Genomic DNA, 16,456 nt, shown 5'->3' with positions numbered 1-16,456 from the left:
CGCCGTTCCACCAACTTGCCCCACCACTCCGATACGATGAGCCAATCCGAACGCCGTACCCCTCCCAACAGCGTCGACCGCGAAGCATTCCGCGACATGTGCCGCAAATTCGCCGAGCGCGAGATCAAGCCGCGCTGGGAGCAGGCCGACCGCGAAGCGCGTTTCCCGCGCGAATTCTTTGTCGCCGCGTCAAAGGCAGGCCTGATCGGCCTGCACGCCCCCGAGGCAATGGGCGGCGCCGACCTCGGCGTCACCGAAGAAGCGATCTCGATCGAAGAGCAGGCCAAGGCCAATCCGAACCTGGCAATCATGGCGCTGATCCAGGGCGTCGCCGGCTCGCTGCTGGCCGAACACGGCCATGCGATTCATCATGACATGGTTCGCGCCAACTGCGCAGGAGAGTGCCTGCTCGCACTGGCCGTCACCGAGCCCGAGGCCGGCAGCGATGTGCAGAACCTGAAGACCACCGCCACACGGGTGGGCGGGAGCGACGGCGACGAGTGGATCCTCGACGGCATCAAGTCCTTCATCACGCTGGGCGGCGACTGCGACACGATGCTGGTGCTGGCGCGTACCGACCCGACCCAGGGCCGCCGCGGCATGCACTTCTTCGCCGTCGACCGCAACACACCGGGCGTCGAGACCTCGCAGATCAAGACCTATGCGAATCGTCCGCTGCCGACCTACCGCGTGATGTTCAACAACGCGCGCGTGCCCGAGTCGCGCCGCCTGACCGCCGGCTTCGGCGCGATCATGGCCGGCTTCAATCGCGAGCGCGTGATGGTCGCGGCGCGCTGGCTCGGCCACATGCAGACCGCGCTCGCGTGGGCGCTGGAGTATGCCAAGGTGCGCCAGCAGTTCGGCAAACCGATCGGTGCCAATCAGAGCATCGCCTTCATGCTCGCGCAAGGCCATGTGGACGTCGAAGCCTCGCGCCTGTACACCTACCACGCCGCACAGCGCTGGGACAGCGGCGCGGCGATCAAGGACATCATTCTTGACGTTTCGTCCGCCAAGCTGTTCGTCACGCAGGCGGTGTACCGGGTAACGCAGAATGCCCTGCACATCGGCGGTGGCTGGGGCATCACCGAGGAACTGCCGGTAATGCGCATGGCGCTCGACGCACTGGTCGCGCCGGTCACCGTGGGGTCATACGAGATCCAGTTGCGCGTGATTGCCAAGCAGCTCGGCCTGCCCTGCGACTGACAGACGGAAGTCGTCAATGACCAGCGCTGACACCGCCTACCGTTCGGCATTTCGGCCCGACCTGCTGGCCGGCCAAGTGATCGTGGTCACCGGTGACGGCTCCGGCATCGGTCGTTGCACCGCGCACGAATTGGCCGCCCTCGGCGCCACACCGGTGCTGGTCGGCCGCACCCTGGCCAAGTTCGAGACGGTGCGCGCAGAACTCGCCGAACTCGGCTGCCGCGCCAGCGTGCAGGTGATCGATATTCGTGACGGCAGCGCGGTTCGCGAAGGGGTGGCGGCGATCCTGGCCGAACACGGTCGCATCGATGGGCTGGTCAACAACGCCGGAGGCCAGTTTCCGAGCCCGCTGGAAAACATCTCCGACAAGGGCTGGGACGCGGTGGTGCGCAACAACCTGAATGGCGGCTTCAGCATGATGCGCGAGGTCTTCGTGCAGTGGCTGCGTGAACATGGTGGTGCAATCGTCGGCGTGGTCGCCGTTCGACTTCGGCTTCCCCAACATGGGTCACACCGGCGCCGCGCGCGCCGGCATGATCAACCTGACACAGACTGCCGCGCTCGAATGGGTGCACCACGGCGTGCGCGCAATGCGGTCGCGCCGGGCTCGGTCATCGGCAGCGGGTTGGCTAGCCGTGTCGCTGCAGGCCCACCTGGACCGCACCCGCAGCATCGCCGACATCCGCTTCGACGATGCCCCTGCAGTGCTGCTCGAAGCTGCAGCCGACCCCTGGACAATGGCGCGTCGGGTGCGTGACGCCGGGCGCATCGCACTCGCCGCCGACGCCATCGGCGCGGCCCAGCACATGCTCGATTCGGCCGTGTCCCGGGCCCGCGAGAGGGTGCAGTTTGGCCGCGTCATCGGCAGTTTCCAGGGTTTGAAACACACGCGGGCCGAGGCGGTGGCGCTGCTCGAACCATGCCGCGCGCTGCTCTGGCAGGCCGCACATGCACACGATCAGCGCACCGCTGACGCGGCTCTGCTGACCTGCCAACTGAAGGCACATGTCGGAGACGTGACGCGCGAGGTCGCACGCATGACGACCGAGGCGCACGGCGGCATGGGCTTCACCGATCTGCTCGGCCTGCACCACTGGTTCAAGCGCTGTGTTTTCGACCGCCAGTTTCTCGGCACGCCGGCCCAGTGCCGCGACGAGGCCGCTTCGCTGCAGGGGTGGGACCAGCCCCTGCCCCCCACCCCAAGACCGACAGGAGTCACCGCTTGAAGACACCCGACCGCTCTCTCGGCCGCGTCGCCGCCATCATCGGCATGGGCGATGCATACGCCGACAAGCAGGACGTCAAGGACCCGCTGCAGCTCGCCACCGAAGCGAGCTGGGCCGCGTTCAAGGACGCCGGCATCCGCAAAGACGACATCGACATCCTGCTCACCGGCCGCTCGCCCTGGGCCGACCGGCGCCCGCAGTGGAACAACATCTTCGCCTCGCACATGCAGATGCCGGTGCGCATGACGACCGAGATCACCTTCCACGGCGCCGGCGTCAACGCGATGATCGGCCAGGCCGCACTGGCGATCGCCGCCGGCGTGGCCGACTACGTGCTGTGCGTGCAGTCGGATGCGGTCGAGCTGTTCATCGACGCCACCGCGGTGGGTGCCGCCACCGACGCCTGCCCGCAGTTCGAATTCCCCTACGGCCCGACCATCCCCACCATCTACGCCCAGCTCGCCTGCCGATACATGCATGAGTTCGGCGTCACCGAGGAGGACTTCGCCGAGGTCGCGGTACAGCGCCAGGAATGGGCGGTGCACCACCCGAAGGCGGCCAAGCGCCGGCACGGCCTGATCACCGTCGACGACGTGATGCGCTCGCCTTATATCTCGTCGCCGCTGCGGCGCTGGATGTGCGCTACCTGGGGGCCGGGCGGCACCGCAGGCGCTTTTGTCGTCACCAGCGTCGAACGCGCCAGGCAGGCAGGCCCGGCGGTCAAGCCGATCTACATCCACGGCTTCGGTACCTGCACCACGCACGAGTACCTGTGCGAGCGCATCAATCTGCGCAACAGCCGCATCCCGCTCGGCCCGCTGCCGGCAATCACGACCACCGGCGCCGCACACGCCGCGCGCGAGGCCTATGCGATGGCCGACATGACACCAGCCGACATGCAGCTGGGCGCGCTCGCCGGCAACTTCTCGCACACGGTGCTGGTGCAACTCGAAGATCTCGGCTTTGCGTCCAAGGGCCGCGCGATGGACCTGGTGCGCAGCGGCCGCATGCGCCCGGGCGGCGACTTTCCGGTCGACACCAACGGCGGCTGGATGGGTTTCGGCCAGCCCGGCATCTCGGTCGCCGCCGACTCGCTGGTAGAGACCGTGCGCCAGCTGCGCGGCAACCCGCTCGGTCTGCTGGCCGGCAACTCACCGCAGCGTGCGATGGCGTATTCGGCCGGCGGCATGCTGGCCTGCCACAGCGCCGTCATCCTCGGCACCGAAGCACAGTAGGAGCACTTCATCATGCTGGAACAAGGCGAATTCGCAGACTACACCGAATCATTTCCCGAGCCGCGCGTGACACAGGATGCGCTGCCCTACTGGGCCGCTGTCAAGGAAGGCAGACTGCTGTTCCAGCGCTGCCCGGCATGCCGCAGCGCGATCTTTCCGCCGCGCTCGATCTGTCCGATGTGCGAGGCCGGCGCCACGCCGGCGTGGCAGGAATCCAGCGGCGCGGGCAGCATCTACAGCTTCTCGGTCGTGCATCGGCCACCGTCGGCGGTGTGGCGCGCGCGCTCGCCCTACACCATCGGACTGGTGCGACTGGACGAAGACTGGTTCCTGTTCACCGAGATCGAAGGCCGGCCTGAAGACATGGCGGTCGACAAACGAGTGCAGGTGACATTTCCACAACGCGAGGTGCCGCTGCCGGTGTTCCGCCTGATCGGTGGAGAAACACCGCGATGAACATCAAGCGCGAGATGTGGGACGCCGCGGCCGAAGGCCTGGCGCCGGCGGCCCGGCAGGCGCTGCAGCTCAAAGGTGTGCAGTCGTTGCTGGCTTGGGTGAAGGCACGCTCACCAATGCAGCGCGAGCGCCTTGCGCAAGTCGACCCGGCAGATGTTCGAACGCTGGCCGATTTTGCCGCGCTCGTGCCGCTGAGCACGAAGGACGACCTTCGCGCCGCGATGGATCGCATCGGCAGCGCCCTGCCCCACCTGTGCGTGGCGCGCGAAGACATCGTGTTGTCCGGTCCGTCCGCCGGCACCAGCGGGCGCCAGACCTACCAAGCGTTCAACGCGCAGGATCTGGACCGCAACGTCGAACTGGCGGCGCGCCTGTTCTGGTGCAGCGGGCTGCGGCCGAACGACGTGCTGCAGTTGCTGGTGACGCCGTTCACGCCAGCGGCCGACATCTTTCGCCTCGGCGCGCAGCGCGTGGGCGTCAAGTGGATCATCCGCGACAACCACGAACCGACTCAGGTGCCGCGCTATGTCGAGGTCGCACGCTCGCTCGAGCCGACCTTCCTGCAGGCTGGCGTGGCCACGCTGCGCGCGATGGCGCAGCACGCTGCGGCAACGCCCGCGGGCGGAGCGCTGCCGCACCGGCGTGCGATCCTGATGGGTGCGGCGCTCGGCCCCGAGGCGCGCGCACAGTTCCGGCAATCTTTGGGCATCGAGGTCACGACGTTGTCGGGCCAGGGTTCGGACTTCAACCTCTTCAGCACCGAATGCGAAGCCCACGACGGCGAGCATTGGCACGGAGAGGACATGACGCTGGTCGAAGTCATCGACCCGACCAGCGGCGCGCCGGTCGGCGAAGGCGACGTTGGCGAGATGGTCATCACCGACTACTACCGCCGTGCCACCCCTCATGTACGTTGGCGAACCGAGGACATGGTGCGCGTTCACCCTGGCATTTGCCGCTGCGGGCGCACATCGCGCCGCTTCACGCTGCTCGACCGGCTGGCGAATCGCGTGCCGGTGCGCGGCACCGCCGTCTACCCGTTCCAGGTCGAGATCGCGCTGTCGCGCAGCGAGGACGGCCGCAACCTCGAGTTCGCTCTGATGCGCAAGGCTGACGAGCCGCAGAAGCTGGAAGTGCGTTTGCTGCGTCCGAGCACGCTGACCGACGACGCCACCGGCACTGCTGTCGGGCAGCGCCTGCAACACCACCTCGATGCGGAACTGAAGCTGCCGACGCAGGTGTCGTTCCATGACGACCTGCCGCGCGTCGGCTACAAAACCCTGCGCGTCATCGACGAACCGCGCGATTGACGCGCGGGCGAACGGCGGCGCCCGAACTGGAGCAACACCGATGGATTTCGACCTGAGTGAAGAGCAACGGGCGATCGCCGAGACGACGCGCCGCTTCGTCGAGAAGGAAATGCCGCGCCAGCAGATTCTGAAATGGGTGCGCGACAAGGTCGAGCCACCGCGGGAACTGTTCAAGAAGCTGGGCCAGCTCGGCTACTACGGATTCCTGCTGCCCGAAGCCTATAGCGGTCTCGAAAAGCCCGACCCGACGGGCATGCTGGCCTTCGTCGAGCAATTCGCGCGCGCCTCGTCGGCAGCCACCACGGCATGGGGCCGCGCCGCGGTAATCCTGGCACCGATGGTGGCGAAATTCGGCAGTCAGGCACAGAAGGACCTGGTTCTGCCGAAGGTGATGGCCGGGGAGGTTTTCATGGCGCTGGGATTGAGCGAGCCCGGCTCGGGCAGTGACGCAGCGTCGCTGCGCACCAGCGCCGTCAAGCGCGCCGACGGCAGTTGGGTCATCAACGGCGAAAAGCTTTATTGCTCGCAGGCCGAATCGGCGGGCTTCCTGATCCTGGCTGCTCGCACCGACCCATCAGCCGTGAAACAGGAAGGTATCTCGACCTTCCTGATCGAGAAACCGGGCAGCAATCCGGCGATCGAGTTGACACGGATCGAGACCATGGGGCTGGCAATGGTGCCCACTTTTTCGGCCAACTTTCGCGATCTGGTGGTGCCGCCGGACGCGATGATCGGCCCGGAAAACAAGGGTTGGAAATGCGTGCTCGGCGGGCTCGACAACGAGCGCCTCTACCACGGCGCGATCGGCGTCGGCGCCTCGCAGGCCATCATCGACGAGGTGATTGCCTATCTGAAGCAGCGTGTGCAGTTCGGCAAACCGCTGTCCAAACTGCAATCGGTGCGGCACAAGATCGTCGACATGCAGTTGCGGGTCGAGGCGGCGCGGCTGCTGGTCTACCGTGGCGCCAGCGTGCTCGAGAAAACCGGCGCCTGCCACAACGAGGCCTCGTTCGCCAAGGTGGCCGGCGCCGAATGCTACATGCACTGCGCCTATACCGGTCTGCACCTGTTGGGCGGCTACGGCTACAGCGTCGATTCCGGACTGCCGATGCACTTCCAGGACGCCAAGCTGTTCGAAATCGGCGGTGGCGCGATGGAGGTGCAGCGCGACATCATCGCGCGCGGCATGGGGCTGTAGATGACAACAGCCGACGGCAAGCTGGCGAACCTCGCCGACGCCGCCGAACTGGCGCGCGGCAGCGCCCGCGTCGCCCTCGGCGGCTGGAGCTTCAGCCGCCGTCCGATGGCCGCGGCCATGCATTGGGCGGCGCACGGCCTGCGCTTCGACGAACTGCTGGTGCTGACCGGCGGTATCGAGACCGACCTGCTGGTTGCCACCGGCGTGGTGCAGCGCGTGCGCGGCTTCTACCTTGGCATGGAGGCGCTGGGAATGGGGCCGGGGCTGAAGATCGGCTGTGAGGTGGTCGAGGAGACCGAGACCTCGCTGATGCTTGGACTGAATGCCGTGGTCGAAGGTGCGAGTTTTTTGCCGCTGCCGGCGCGCCATGGCGTTGCGCTGGCGCAGCTGCGCCCCGATCTGCGCTCGCTGCGCTGCCCATATACCGACGAAGAACAACTCGCGATTCCGCCGCTGCACATCGACGTGGCCTACGTCCACGCCTGGCGCGCCGATCGCCAGGGCAACGCCGTATTCGCCGGCCACCGCGCGGCCGATCGGCTGCTGGCGCTGGCTGCGCGACAGACGGTTGTGACCTGTGAGGAACTGGTCGACGACATCAACGCCGATGGCGTCGAGGCCGACCTTACCGAACCGCTGGTCTGCATGGTGGTGCACGCGCCCGGCGGCGCCAAGCCCGGCGGCTGCCTTCCCAGCTACGAGGCCGACTGGCCGACGCTGCTCGACTACTGCGCCCTCGAGCGCGACGCCGTCGCCGGCTGGGCCCGCGCACGGCTCGAAGGACTTGCACGATGAGCGACCTCGACACCAATACTGGCAGCGGCGCCGCGCCTGCTGACGTTGCCGAGCTGATGGTCTGCACGATGAGCGACTGGCTGCTGCAGGCCGAGGTCATCCAGCTCGGCCTGGCCTCGGCGCTGAATCAGGTCGCCGCGCTGCTCGCACAGGCACGCACGAACGGCCTCGGTCCCGCACTCGAAGACCCGGCGGCGCTGACACTGACCCGCGCACAGCGCCCCGCCTTCCTGAGCCGCAGCGAGCGCGCCGCGCAGCTCGGCGCACTGCGACGTTACGAGGCCCCCGAATGGATCGCCCAGATGATGCCGCGCCTGGCCGGCCGCGTGCGCCAGTTCGTGCGCCCGCTGCAGATCGACGCACGCGGCCGCATCAACAGTCTGCACGTTGCCGACAGACAGGGCAAACGGCGCCGCTTCGCCGGTCTCGCGGGGCTGGCTGAACTGGCCGAGATCACGCAGCCCTTTCTCGTCTACCTGCCGCAGCAGGACAAGCGTTGCTTCGTCGACGCAGTCGACTTCGTCGTCGCCGACCCGCTGGCCGCACATGCACCCGGAGTCGGCCGGGTGGTGATGGTCACCGACCTGGCGGTGTTTGAATTCACATCCGCTGGCGGCCGCGCGATCAGCCGCCACCCCGACGTGACCCACGAGATGCTGCGCGAGCGCAGCCCGGCGGCCGTCGAGATCGACAACCTGCCGTTGACGCGCAGTCCGGACTCGGCATTGCTGCAGTCGCTGCGCACGCAGATCGACCCGCACCGCGTGCGCGACATCGAGTTCGCCAGCGGTACAGCGCGACGCGATGCGCTGTTGCGGCTGCATGCGCTGGAAGCGGCGGGCGATTTGCCTTGATAGAGGTCCGCCTGCAGTGCTCCAGCGGTGGTCGCAAGCAATCTCGTCGCACAAACTGCAACCTGGCACCGGCCACATGGCCGCCACATCGCATGCAAACAGGCCGAAGCCGACTCAGATGACCCGGCCGGTCCGCAATTCGGCAATCTGCTCGTCGCCCGTCTTCAGCCAGCTGCGAAGAACCTCGTCGGTATGCTGCCCGAGTTTCGGCGGATGGCCGGCGGCGATTTCGGCGACACCAGACATCTTGATCGGATTGCCTGCAATCTCCACCGTTCCCCACACCGGATCCTGCAGCGTCATCAACATGTTTCGCGCCGCAGCGTGAGGACACGCCAGGACGTCCGCAATATCGTTGACCATCGAGGCCGGGATGCCATGTTCGAGCAGTTCGTCGACAGCCTGAGCGCGGGTTCGCGCCGACAGCCAAGGCTCGATCTGCGCGCCAAGCGCATCGACATGCTGCTGGCGGGAGACGCCGCTGCTGAAGCGTTCGTCCTGCAGCAGGTCTTCGCGCCCGATCGCCTGACAGAATCGCTCCCAGATGCGGTCGCCCAGCACGGCGATCACGATATAACCATCACTCGCCTTGTAGGAGCCGAACGGCGCTGCCACCGCGTGCAGTCCCGGTTTGGCTGGCGTCCTGAAGACCGAATACATCGCTATCGAGATCTCATTGAGCACCAGGCAGGCATCGTAGAGCGAGATGTCGACCTTGCTGCCCTTGCCTGTTGCATGGCGCTGGAACAGTGCCAGCATGGTTCCGTAGGCAGCCTGGATCCCGGCTTCGATGTCGGCCAATGAAAAACCGAGGTAGGTCGGGCGATCGTCCTGCCGTTCGGGACGGTACATCAGGCCACTGAGCGCTTGCCCCAGGATGTCGAACGCGGGCCGATCCGAATAGGGGCTCGGAAGAACGTCATGGTGGCCGAAGCCCGAAACCGCGACGTAGACGAGTCGCGGGTTCACCAACTGCATTGCTTCCCAACCAATGCCGAGCCGATCCATGACACCGGGCCGCAGATTTTCGATCAGGACGTCGGCCTCGCTGGCCAGTTCCTTGAAGATGAGCTTGCCCTGCGGATGCTTCAGGTCGAGCGTGATGCTTTTCTTGTTGCGGTTGGAACGAAGGAAAGACAGGCCATGCGCAACACCATCGTCGCCGGCCCTGACCGGACTGTTGCTGCGTGCGAAGTCACCGCCGTCAGGCGCCTCCACCTTGACCACCTCAGCGCCTGCATCGGCGAGCCACATCGAGGCAAACGGCCCGGCCAGAAAGTTCTCGACCGCTAGCACGCGCACTCCCGCGAGCGGCCTCGCCAAGGCTTTCTGGCCGTCGGCGCCTTGATCGCTTGCGTCCATCGCAGCTTCCTCCTGTCAAGGCGATGAAAGAGCGGCGTTACCTGAGCTCCGCCTGGCGATCGGAGGATGCGTCACATCGACTCGCCAGGCCTGCGCCTGTGCCTGTGCCTGTGGCCCGCGATCATTCAGCGGTTGCGCATTTCCTGTGCGATCATCGTGCGCTGGATTTGCGAGGTGCCCCCACCGATCGTCGCCTGCATGCCTTCCCTGAAATGGCGCTCCATGTCGGCCTCGGGCAGGGTCCCGTGGCCGCCCATGATCTGGATGCCTTGACGCGAAACGGTCTGCAAGGTCTCGGAGGCGAACAGCTTCGCCATCGCAACCTCTTTGACGCAATGCACCTTCTTGTCCGCCATGTCGGCGGCCCGATATGCGAGCAAGCGAGCCGCGTCGACTTGCGTCTGCATGTCGGCAAGCATGTGGCGGATGACCTGGAATTCGAAGATCGGCTTGCCGAACTGCTCGCGCTGCTGGGCATAGTTGAGTGCGTCGGTAACCGCCCCCTGGGCTGCTCCCACGTAGCCCGCAGCGACGCAGACACGTTCAAGCTGCAAATGCTCTCCACCAATGATTTTCCAGCCGTCACCTGGCTTTCCGAGCATTTGCGAAGCCGGCACACTCACATTGTCCAAAAAGATTTCAGTGGTGGTGATCGAACGCCGTGCCAGGGTATTTAACGGTCGGATTGTCAGCCCCGGCGTCGTGTTCGGAATCATCAGGACCGACAAGCCTTTGCGCTTGTCGCTTTTGTCGGTACGTACCAACATCACGATTACCGTATTCTTCAAACCGGCTCCGCTGCACCACAGCTTCTGCCCGTCGACCTTGTAATGATCGCCTTCGAGGCGGGCTCGGGTCTGGGCGTTTGCGGCATCCGACCCCGATCCCGGCTCGGAGATCGAAACGGCGAAGCGGATCTCGCCTGCGAAAAATGCCGGCAGATACTGCTGCTTCTGTTCCGGCGTGCCGTGAAGCGCGATATTCATCGCGGTGAAGGTCGGCAGCGTGATGGCAACACCAAAATCAACGCCGTGCTTGCTGAGCATCTCGACCATCACCGCATAGTCCAGGGTGCTCATCCCGTCGCCGCCGACATCCTCCGGAAACGGCAACTTGAGCCAGCCCATCTTTGCGATCTTCTGAAAAGCTTCGTCAGGGTGTCGGCGATCCATATCGCACTTGCGAATATATTCGCGGCCGATTTCCTTGTCGACATATCGCTCTACCGAGTCGCGCCACATCAGTTGTTCAGCGCTCAAAAAATTCACTTTTGCTCCTTGGAAGATGAACGAGTCGCCAAATCCGCGAGGGTTGGCTTCGGTGGCGTCGCCGACTCGGTCTGTCGGAACCAGGCCAGGAACCCGATCGAATTTCAGCTATCGCCCCTGCTGCACGGCAGCTTCGAAAGCCTTCAGTACCTGTGTGCCTGGTTTCCCCCGCTGATTCAGGGATTCGGCCCACTCCGACCGCACATTGGCAAAAACCGAGAGCAGTTCCTGCTTGTCGCTGGCCGGCAGACTGACCGTGACCATCCCGGACTTCTTCAGTCTGTCGATATCCACTTGCAGGTCGCGGTCGAGCACTGCACATGTCTCCTGACTCACCTTGATGCCCGCCTCTGCCATGACCTGGCGAACGCTCTCCGGAAGGCTTTTCCAGCGGGCTTCGCTGATCACGTAGGCGGCTACGATGGCGCCAAAGTTTTCCTCGACTGTGGAATACTTGACAAGTTTGTCAAGCTTGTAGCTGAACAGGCTCGAGAATGGGAAAATCAGGCCATCCACGGTTCCTCTGGACAGCGAATCGTAAATTTCAGGCGTCGCAAGCCGGACCGGCACCGACTTCAGTTTGCGGGCAGTCATTTCGAGCGACGCACCGGCACTGCGCAGCTTCAGACCGTCGAGGTCTTTTATCGACTCGATCTTCTTGTTTCCGGTCATGATCTGGTACGGCGGCATCGTGACGGCCCACAGCAGTCTCACCCCGTTCGCCGCAAAGTCCTTTTCGGCCAGTATCCCGCCCTTGGTCGCCAGTGACAGATATGCATTCGTCCCCTGGCAGGCATTGGCGAAGCCTCCGGGCAACTCCGCCACCGCGGTCAATGGCATCGTGTTGTCGGCAATGAACGAAGGAGCAACATACCCGATGTCGACAGCTCCCGACTGTGTCAGCCTCAGCATGTCGCGGGTCTTGCCCAGTTGCTCGGCCGGAAAGTGCTGGAATGTCACCATGCCACCGGACCGCCGAGTGACCTCTTCCATCCAGGGAATGGTGGCATTCTTTACCATCCAGTGAGAGTCTCCGGGAAACGAATCGGCCACCCGCAACACCAGTTTTTCGGCCGGCTGAGCGATCACAAAGTTGCCGAGGGTCGAGACAACCATGCTGCAGCTGGCGATCAATTTCAAGTAGCTGTTCACGATGGATCTCCTCGAGCTGAACAGGAATCTAACCCGTCCCCAGTGGACTGATGACGACAGTTGGACTGACGCCAGTCGGCTGATCTGATGACGGCCGGCCCAAGCATGGTCCGGGTGCTGACCACCCGCCAATGCTCTGCATGAAGAGCAATGGCCAGGAGTTGGACCTTACAGCCGCCGGAACGGGCCGATAAGTCTCGGATTCACCGATTGACCATCGACCAAACGTTTGGTAGCCTATTCCGGCCTTGCGTCTGGCTGCGCCGCTCGCGTTCGCCTCGAGCATCCTGACGGACAGCGTTGCGTGCAAGAGCATGGCCGTTGCTCACCAGTTTTAGTCCTGCCGACTTGGCGCTGTATCGAATTGACACGCTGATCTCCGACGCGGCTTAGATCCGGATCACGATCCACAACCGGGTACCCAGAGGCCGGCAACTTGACCGAGAACCCGATGACCGACATTCTGAAGGGCATCACCGTCCTCGACCTGACCCAGAACATCGCAGGGCCGTTTTGCACCCAGTTGCTGGGCGACTTCGGCGCTGACGTGATCAAGGTCGAGCGACCGGAGGGCGGCGACGACGCGCGCAAATGGTTGACGCCGTCCAGCCATGGCATCGGTACCGCATTCCTTGCAGTCAACCGGAACAAGCGCAGCATCGGCATCGACATCGCGCTGCCGCAGGGACGCGACGTGGTGCGCCGGCTCGCCGACAAGGCAGACGTTTTGGTGCATGCGGTGCGCCCTGGCAGCATGGAAGCGCGCGGTCTCGGCTACGACGACCTGCAGACGACGAATCCGCGCCTTGTGTACTGCAGCATCAGCGCCTTCGGGGAGACCGGGCCACTGGCCCGCGATCCCGGCTACGATCCATTGATCCAGGCCTTCACCGGAATCATGAGCGTGACCGGTCACCCCGACAGGCCGCCAGCGCGGGCCGGCGTTTCGGTGATCGACATGGGTACCGGCATGTGGGGCTTCATCGGCATCCTGGCTGCGCTGTACCAACGCAAGGAAACCGGCCGCGGCGCCCGCGTGTCGACCAGCCTGATGGAGACTGGCGTCAACTGGATGTCGCTTTTTCTCGCCCACTATATGGGAGCCGGATTCATCGGCCAGCGCATGGGCGACGTGACGCCGATGACCTCTCCGTACGAAGCGTTCAAGACCAGCGACGGCGCCGTCCTGATCACTGCCGGCAACGACAAGTTGTTCACCGCGGTATGTGACGCGCTCGGCCTGCAAGGGCTGCCCAGCGACCCGCGCTTCGATACCAATGTTCAGCGGGTAGCGAATCGCGACATCCTGCATGCTCTACTCGAGAAATCCATTTCGCAGATGAGATCAGCCGACTGCGTTGCGCTTCTGCGTGCCGCCGGCGCACCGTGTGCGCCGATCAATTCGGTGGACGCTGTCGAGGCCAACGAACAAGTGGCGGCGATGCGAATGATTCAGCCATTGCCGGCGCCGCACGTGCCCGACTTGCGCACCGTCGACCTGCCGGTGAGCATCGACGGCGCCAAGGCCTCCCTGCGTCACGCACCGCCGCCGCTGGCCGCACATACCGACCAGGTGCTGCAATGGACCGGTTACACGAAAGCGGAAATCGCGTCGTTGAAGGCCAGCCTGGCCGTCGGCTGAATTCCGAAGTCTCGCCGTCGGCGCCTTCGAGGATGCGTAAAGCGAGAGCAGAGTCAGTCGGCAGAGGCTGCCACGACCCGCGGCAGCATTGCGAAAGCGTCCAGTACGGTCCCGATGCCGGCGCGCTGCGGATCGCGACAGAAGTCCTCGATGCAGTCGTAGGCCGCCGTCGGCACGCCGGTCTCGGCGCCGATGCGCCGCACCAGTTCCGAATCGGTATCCCAATCGTAGGCGAAATCGGCCACCGTCATGCGCTGGTCCTGCAGCAGCCAGGCGCCGTCGGCTGTCTCGGCCTCGATGACGCAGGACAGCACGGGCACCTTTTCGTCGGTCACCAGTTCGATGCGATGGCTGAGATCGTTGACCGCGGCGTCGCCATACGTCGTCATCGCCGCCATGGTCGGCGTGCCGCGCAGCAGCGTCAGCGCGATGCAGAACGGTATGCTCATCAGCGTGCCTGAGATCGATTCGAACGGACCTTTGGCATCCATTCCGGCGTACCCTGTCTCGAACGGATTCATGCGCACACGCACCTGCTTGAGCATGCGACCTGCGAGCCTTTCGCGCAGGATCAAGGCGGCAGTCACCGGCGTCTGGTTGAAGGCGCAGACCGGAAACGGTTTGAAAGTAACGCGCATCACCGACCATTCCCGGCCCAATCGAGCCAGCAGCGCAGCAACGTCGCAATCGGTGCGCACATAGGCCCGGACGAATCCTGAACGGCCCTCGAGCGCCCCCGGTGCCGAGCGTGAACCGGCGCGCGCCAACTCGGTGGCTACCAGGCCGTTCCGCGCAGCCACGCCCACCTGGTAGCGCCATTCGTCGGTGCCGTCGGCGAAGGACTGCAACATGCCGCCAGTGAACGAGGCGGCGTTGGCCAGCGCCGCGGCACTGCGCTCGGCATCGAGACCCAGCAAATGCGCGCTTGCCGCCGCAGCGGCCAGCGTGCCGTACAGCGGCGACGCGCGCAGACCGGCCGGTGTGGTGACAGGTCCGAACGCCGATTCGAGCAGGCCACCGACTTCATAGCCGGCGACCAGCGATGGCAGCATCCGCGCCAGCGGCAGGCCGCGCGCCTCGACCAGCGCACTGAGCAGCGGAATCATGATGGTGCCGAAATGTCCGGCACCGCAGGTGTCCTCTTGCGCACGGCCATGGAACAGCGCCGAATTGGCGAGTGCCGCGCCTTCGACCGAAGTCTTGCGGCCGTCGCCCAGCAGCGTGGCGCCACCGCTGTGCCGTTCACCGTCGAGTGCCAATGCGGCGCTGCGCGCCACCGGGGCGAATGGTGTGGCATGGCCGCCCAGCGCGATGCCGTAGCCATTGAGCAGGCAGGTGCGTGCCTTCTCGATTACGGGGGGCGGAATATGCTCCGCGCTCAGATGAGCGACGAACTGGCCGAGACGGTGGACAAGCGTCATCACAAGCTCCTTCGCGGGTGGTTCATCGACGGCATACTGGTCTGCTGTGCCGGTCAACAGCTGCATTCCCGTGGTTGCCGCAAGGCGCTGTTTCAGGACCGGGTGCACGGTCCTGGGCGTACTGCAGCTCAGTCGGGCGATGATGTCGGCGTCAGACGCTGATGGGATGCCTCCTAAAGTCCCAGATCCTTGGCAATCGAGTTGCGCATGACCTCGCTGGCACCACCTCCGATGCGCATCAACCGCGAGTCCCGGTAATGGCGTTCCATCGGGAAGTCAGGTGTCATCGAATAGCCGCCGAGGATCTGCATGCCCTCGTCGGCGACACGAAAGTACGCCTCGGTGGTGCAGACCTTGGCGATCGACGCCTCCTTGCGGCAATCGATGCCGGCGTCGAGGCGGCGCGCCAGGTCGTAGGTCAGCATGCGCGAGGTGTGCACGGCGATCTGCATGTCGGCCAGCTTGTGCTGGATGACCTGGAACTTGGCGATCGGCTGGCCGAACTGCACCCGGTCCTTGGCGTATTGCAGTGCGCAGTCCAATGCCGCCTGGGCGGCTCCGGTGACCTGCGCGGCCAGCGAGAAGCGCTCCTTGTTCAGATTCGTCATCAGCTGTTTCCAGCCGCCGTTCAGCTCACCGAGCAGGTCGTCCTGGTGGACGCGCACGTTCTCGTAAGTAACGCGGTTGGTGCCGACGGCGCGGAAGGCCAGCGTGTCCAACCGCTCGATGGTCACGCCGGGACTCCTGGGATCGACGAAGAAGAGGCTGATGCCCTTGTGCTGCGCCACGTCGGGGTCGGTGCGGGTGACCAGCACGGTGCGGTCGGCCAGGTCGATCTGCGAGTTGAAGACCTTGGCGCCGTTGATGACGAAGTGCTCGCCGTCGCGCACCGCACGGGTGCGCACGGCGGCGGCATCGGAGCCGGCGTCGGGCTCGGTCAGGCTCATCGACGACTTGAACTTGCCGGCCGCGATCAACGGCAGGTATTTCTTGCGCTGCGCCTCGCTGCCATAGGTGAGCAGCGAATGCGCGCCATGCACCGTGGCGCGGTAGAACAACACCGCCAGCTCGAGCAGGCCGTAGGACAGTTCTTCCTGGATGATGCCGAGCTCGACGAAGCCCAGCCCGGAGCCACCATATTCCTCGGGGATCGCCACGCCAAGCCAGCCGAGCGCGGCCATCTTGTCGAACACCGCCAGCGGTGCGATCTTCTCGCGGTCACACCGGCGCGCAACGGCGTCGGGCATTTCCTTGCGCACGAACTGGCGCACGGCCTCGCGCAACATCATCTGTTCATCGCTGAATCCGAAATCACGGTCGGCACGCATGGT

14 protein-coding genes and 1 pseudogene are annotated in these 16,456 nt (G+C 65.0%); 10 read left to right on the top strand and 5 right to left on the bottom strand.

The features are described from left to right. Positions 1–36 precede the first annotated feature (36 nt). From ACNH6H_RS18520 to ACNH6H_RS18480, 9 genes and pseudogenes are all read left to right on the top strand, one after another. Positions 37–1,206: an acyl-CoA dehydrogenase family protein gene (locus ACNH6H_RS18520; RefSeq protein WP_418319755.1), complete on the top strand. Its 1,170-nt coding sequence runs from the start codon at positions 37–39 to the stop codon at positions 1,204–1,206. A 16-nt stretch (positions 1,207–1,222) separates the two neighbouring features. Then, a pseudogene (locus ACNH6H_RS18515) lies at positions 1,223–1,630 on the top strand (SDR family NAD(P)-dependent oxidoreductase); the annotation flags it as partial. Between the two features lie 79 nt (positions 1,631–1,709). After that, positions 1,710–2,432, top strand: coding sequence for an acyl-CoA dehydrogenase family protein (locus ACNH6H_RS18510; protein ID WP_418319754.1), 723 nt, complete (start codon positions 1,710–1,712; stop codon positions 2,430–2,432). Continuing rightward, positions 2,429–3,667, top strand: a complete 1,239-nt coding sequence (locus ACNH6H_RS18505) for a thiolase family protein (RefSeq protein ID WP_418319753.1) — start codon at positions 2,429–2,431, stop codon at positions 3,665–3,667. The genes ACNH6H_RS18510 and ACNH6H_RS18505 overlap by 4 nt, the downstream gene beginning before the upstream one ends. A gap of 12 nt (positions 3,668–3,679) precedes the next feature. Then, a complete protein-coding gene (locus ACNH6H_RS18500; RefSeq protein WP_418319751.1) occupies positions 3,680–4,123 on the top strand; it encodes a Zn-ribbon domain-containing OB-fold protein in 444 nt (147 codons plus the stop codon). Next, positions 4,120–5,433 (top strand): phenylacetate--CoA ligase family protein, encoded by a 1,314-nt coding sequence (locus ACNH6H_RS18495; RefSeq protein ID WP_418319750.1) that lies wholly within the window; start codon positions 4,120–4,122, stop codon positions 5,431–5,433. The genes ACNH6H_RS18500 and ACNH6H_RS18495 overlap by 4 nt, the downstream gene beginning before the upstream one ends. Before the next feature lie 40 nt (positions 5,434–5,473). Next, positions 5,474–6,631, top strand: a complete 1,158-nt coding sequence (locus ACNH6H_RS18490; RefSeq protein WP_418319749.1) for an acyl-CoA dehydrogenase family protein — start codon at positions 5,474–5,476, stop codon at positions 6,629–6,631. Beyond that, entirely contained in the window at positions 6,632–7,426 is a 795-nt protein-coding gene (locus ACNH6H_RS18485) for a CoA-transferase (RefSeq protein WP_418319748.1), read from the top strand. Continuing rightward, positions 7,423–8,280 (top strand): hypothetical protein, encoded by an 858-nt coding sequence (locus tag ACNH6H_RS18480; RefSeq protein WP_418319746.1) that lies wholly within the window; start codon positions 7,423–7,425, stop codon positions 8,278–8,280. Before ACNH6H_RS18485 ends, ACNH6H_RS18480 begins: the two co-directional genes overlap by 4 nt. Positions 8,281–8,394: 114 nt before the next feature. Here the strand turns inward: ACNH6H_RS18480 and ACNH6H_RS18475 are convergent, their stop codons facing one another. The 3 genes from ACNH6H_RS18475 to dctP all read right to left on the bottom strand — a co-directional run bounded on the left by ACNH6H_RS18475 (position 8,395) and on the right by dctP (position 12,062). After that, positions 8,395–9,642 carry a CaiB/BaiF CoA transferase family protein gene (locus ACNH6H_RS18475; protein WP_418319744.1) on the bottom strand — a complete coding sequence of 416 codons (1,248 nt, stop codon included), beginning with the start codon at positions 9,640–9,642 and terminating at the stop codon, positions 8,395–8,397. Positions 9,643–9,767: 125 nt separating this feature from the next. Further along, the gene (locus ACNH6H_RS18470; RefSeq protein WP_418319742.1) at positions 9,768–10,910 is read right to left on the bottom strand and encodes an acyl-CoA dehydrogenase family protein; all 1,143 of its coding nucleotides are present in this window, start codon (positions 10,908–10,910) and stop codon (positions 9,768–9,770) included. Positions 10,911–11,018: 108 nt separating this feature from the next. Further along, entirely contained in the window at positions 11,019–12,062 is a 1,044-nt protein-coding gene (gene dctP / locus ACNH6H_RS18465) for a TRAP transporter substrate-binding protein DctP (protein WP_418319741.1), read from the bottom strand. A gap of 451 nt (positions 12,063–12,513) precedes the next feature. On the opposite strand from dctP, the gene ACNH6H_RS18460 reads away from it, so the two are divergent. Then, positions 12,514–13,704 carry a CaiB/BaiF CoA transferase family protein gene (locus tag ACNH6H_RS18460; RefSeq protein WP_418319739.1) on the top strand — a complete coding sequence of 397 codons (1,191 nt, stop codon included), beginning with the start codon at positions 12,514–12,516 and terminating at the stop codon, positions 13,702–13,704. Positions 13,705–13,757: 53 nt separating this feature from the next. On the opposite strand, the gene ACNH6H_RS18455 is transcribed toward ACNH6H_RS18460, so the two are convergent. Together ACNH6H_RS18455 and ACNH6H_RS18450 are read right to left on the bottom strand one after the other, a co-directional pair. Continuing rightward, the gene (locus ACNH6H_RS18455) at positions 13,758–15,125 is read right to left on the bottom strand and encodes an MmgE/PrpD family protein (RefSeq protein ID WP_418319738.1); all 1,368 of its coding nucleotides are present in this window, start codon (positions 15,123–15,125) and stop codon (positions 13,758–13,760) included. Between the two features lie 173 nt (positions 15,126–15,298). Further along, positions 15,299–16,453, bottom strand: a complete 1,155-nt coding sequence (locus ACNH6H_RS18450) for an acyl-CoA dehydrogenase family protein (RefSeq protein WP_418319737.1) — start codon at positions 16,451–16,453, stop codon at positions 15,299–15,301. Positions 16,454–16,456: the final 3 nt, after the last annotated feature.

It is taken from the genome of Pseudideonella sakaiensis (genome assembly GCF_048320135.1).
Lineage (GTDB): Bacteria > Pseudomonadota > Gammaproteobacteria > Burkholderiales > Burkholderiaceae_C > Ideonella_A > Ideonella_A sakaiensis_A.
This window is presented reverse-complemented; position numbering and strand designations above follow the sequence as displayed.

What these genes read in the sequence shown, in the direction of transcription:
- ACNH6H_RS18520 (WP_418319755.1), top strand. Translation starts at nt 37, where the DNA reads ATGAGCCAATCCGAACGCCGTACCCCTCCCAACAGCGTCGACCGCGAA.
- ACNH6H_RS18510 (WP_418319754.1), top strand. Translation starts at nt 1,710, where the DNA reads ATGGGTCACACCGGCGCCGCGCGCGCCGGCATGATCAACCTGACACAG.
- ACNH6H_RS18500 (WP_418319751.1), top strand. Translation starts at nt 3,680, where the DNA reads ATGCTGGAACAAGGCGAATTCGCAGACTACACCGAATCATTTCCCGAG.
- ACNH6H_RS18495 (WP_418319750.1), top strand. Translation starts at nt 4,120, where the DNA reads ATGAACATCAAGCGCGAGATGTGGGACGCCGCGGCCGAAGGCCTGGCG.
- ACNH6H_RS18490 (WP_418319749.1), top strand. Translation starts at nt 5,474, where the DNA reads ATGGATTTCGACCTGAGTGAAGAGCAACGGGCGATCGCCGAGACGACG.
- ACNH6H_RS18485 (WP_418319748.1), top strand. Translation starts at nt 6,632, where the DNA reads ATGACAACAGCCGACGGCAAGCTGGCGAACCTCGCCGACGCCGCCGAA.
- ACNH6H_RS18480 (WP_418319746.1), top strand. Translation starts at nt 7,423, where the DNA reads ATGAGCGACCTCGACACCAATACTGGCAGCGGCGCCGCGCCTGCTGAC.
- ACNH6H_RS18475 (WP_418319744.1), bottom strand. Translation starts at nt 9,642, where the DNA reads ATGGACGCAAGCGATCAAGGCGCCGACGGCCAGAAAGCCTTGGCGAGG.
- ACNH6H_RS18460 (WP_418319739.1), top strand. Translation starts at nt 12,514, where the DNA reads ATGACCGACATTCTGAAGGGCATCACCGTCCTCGACCTGACCCAGAAC.
- ACNH6H_RS18455 (WP_418319738.1), bottom strand. Translation starts at nt 15,125, where the DNA reads ATGACGCTTGTCCACCGTCTCGGCCAGTTCGTCGCTCATCTGAGCGCG.
- ACNH6H_RS18450 (WP_418319737.1), bottom strand. Translation starts at nt 16,453, where the DNA reads ATGCGTGCCGACCGTGATTTCGGATTCAGCGATGAACAGATGATGTTG.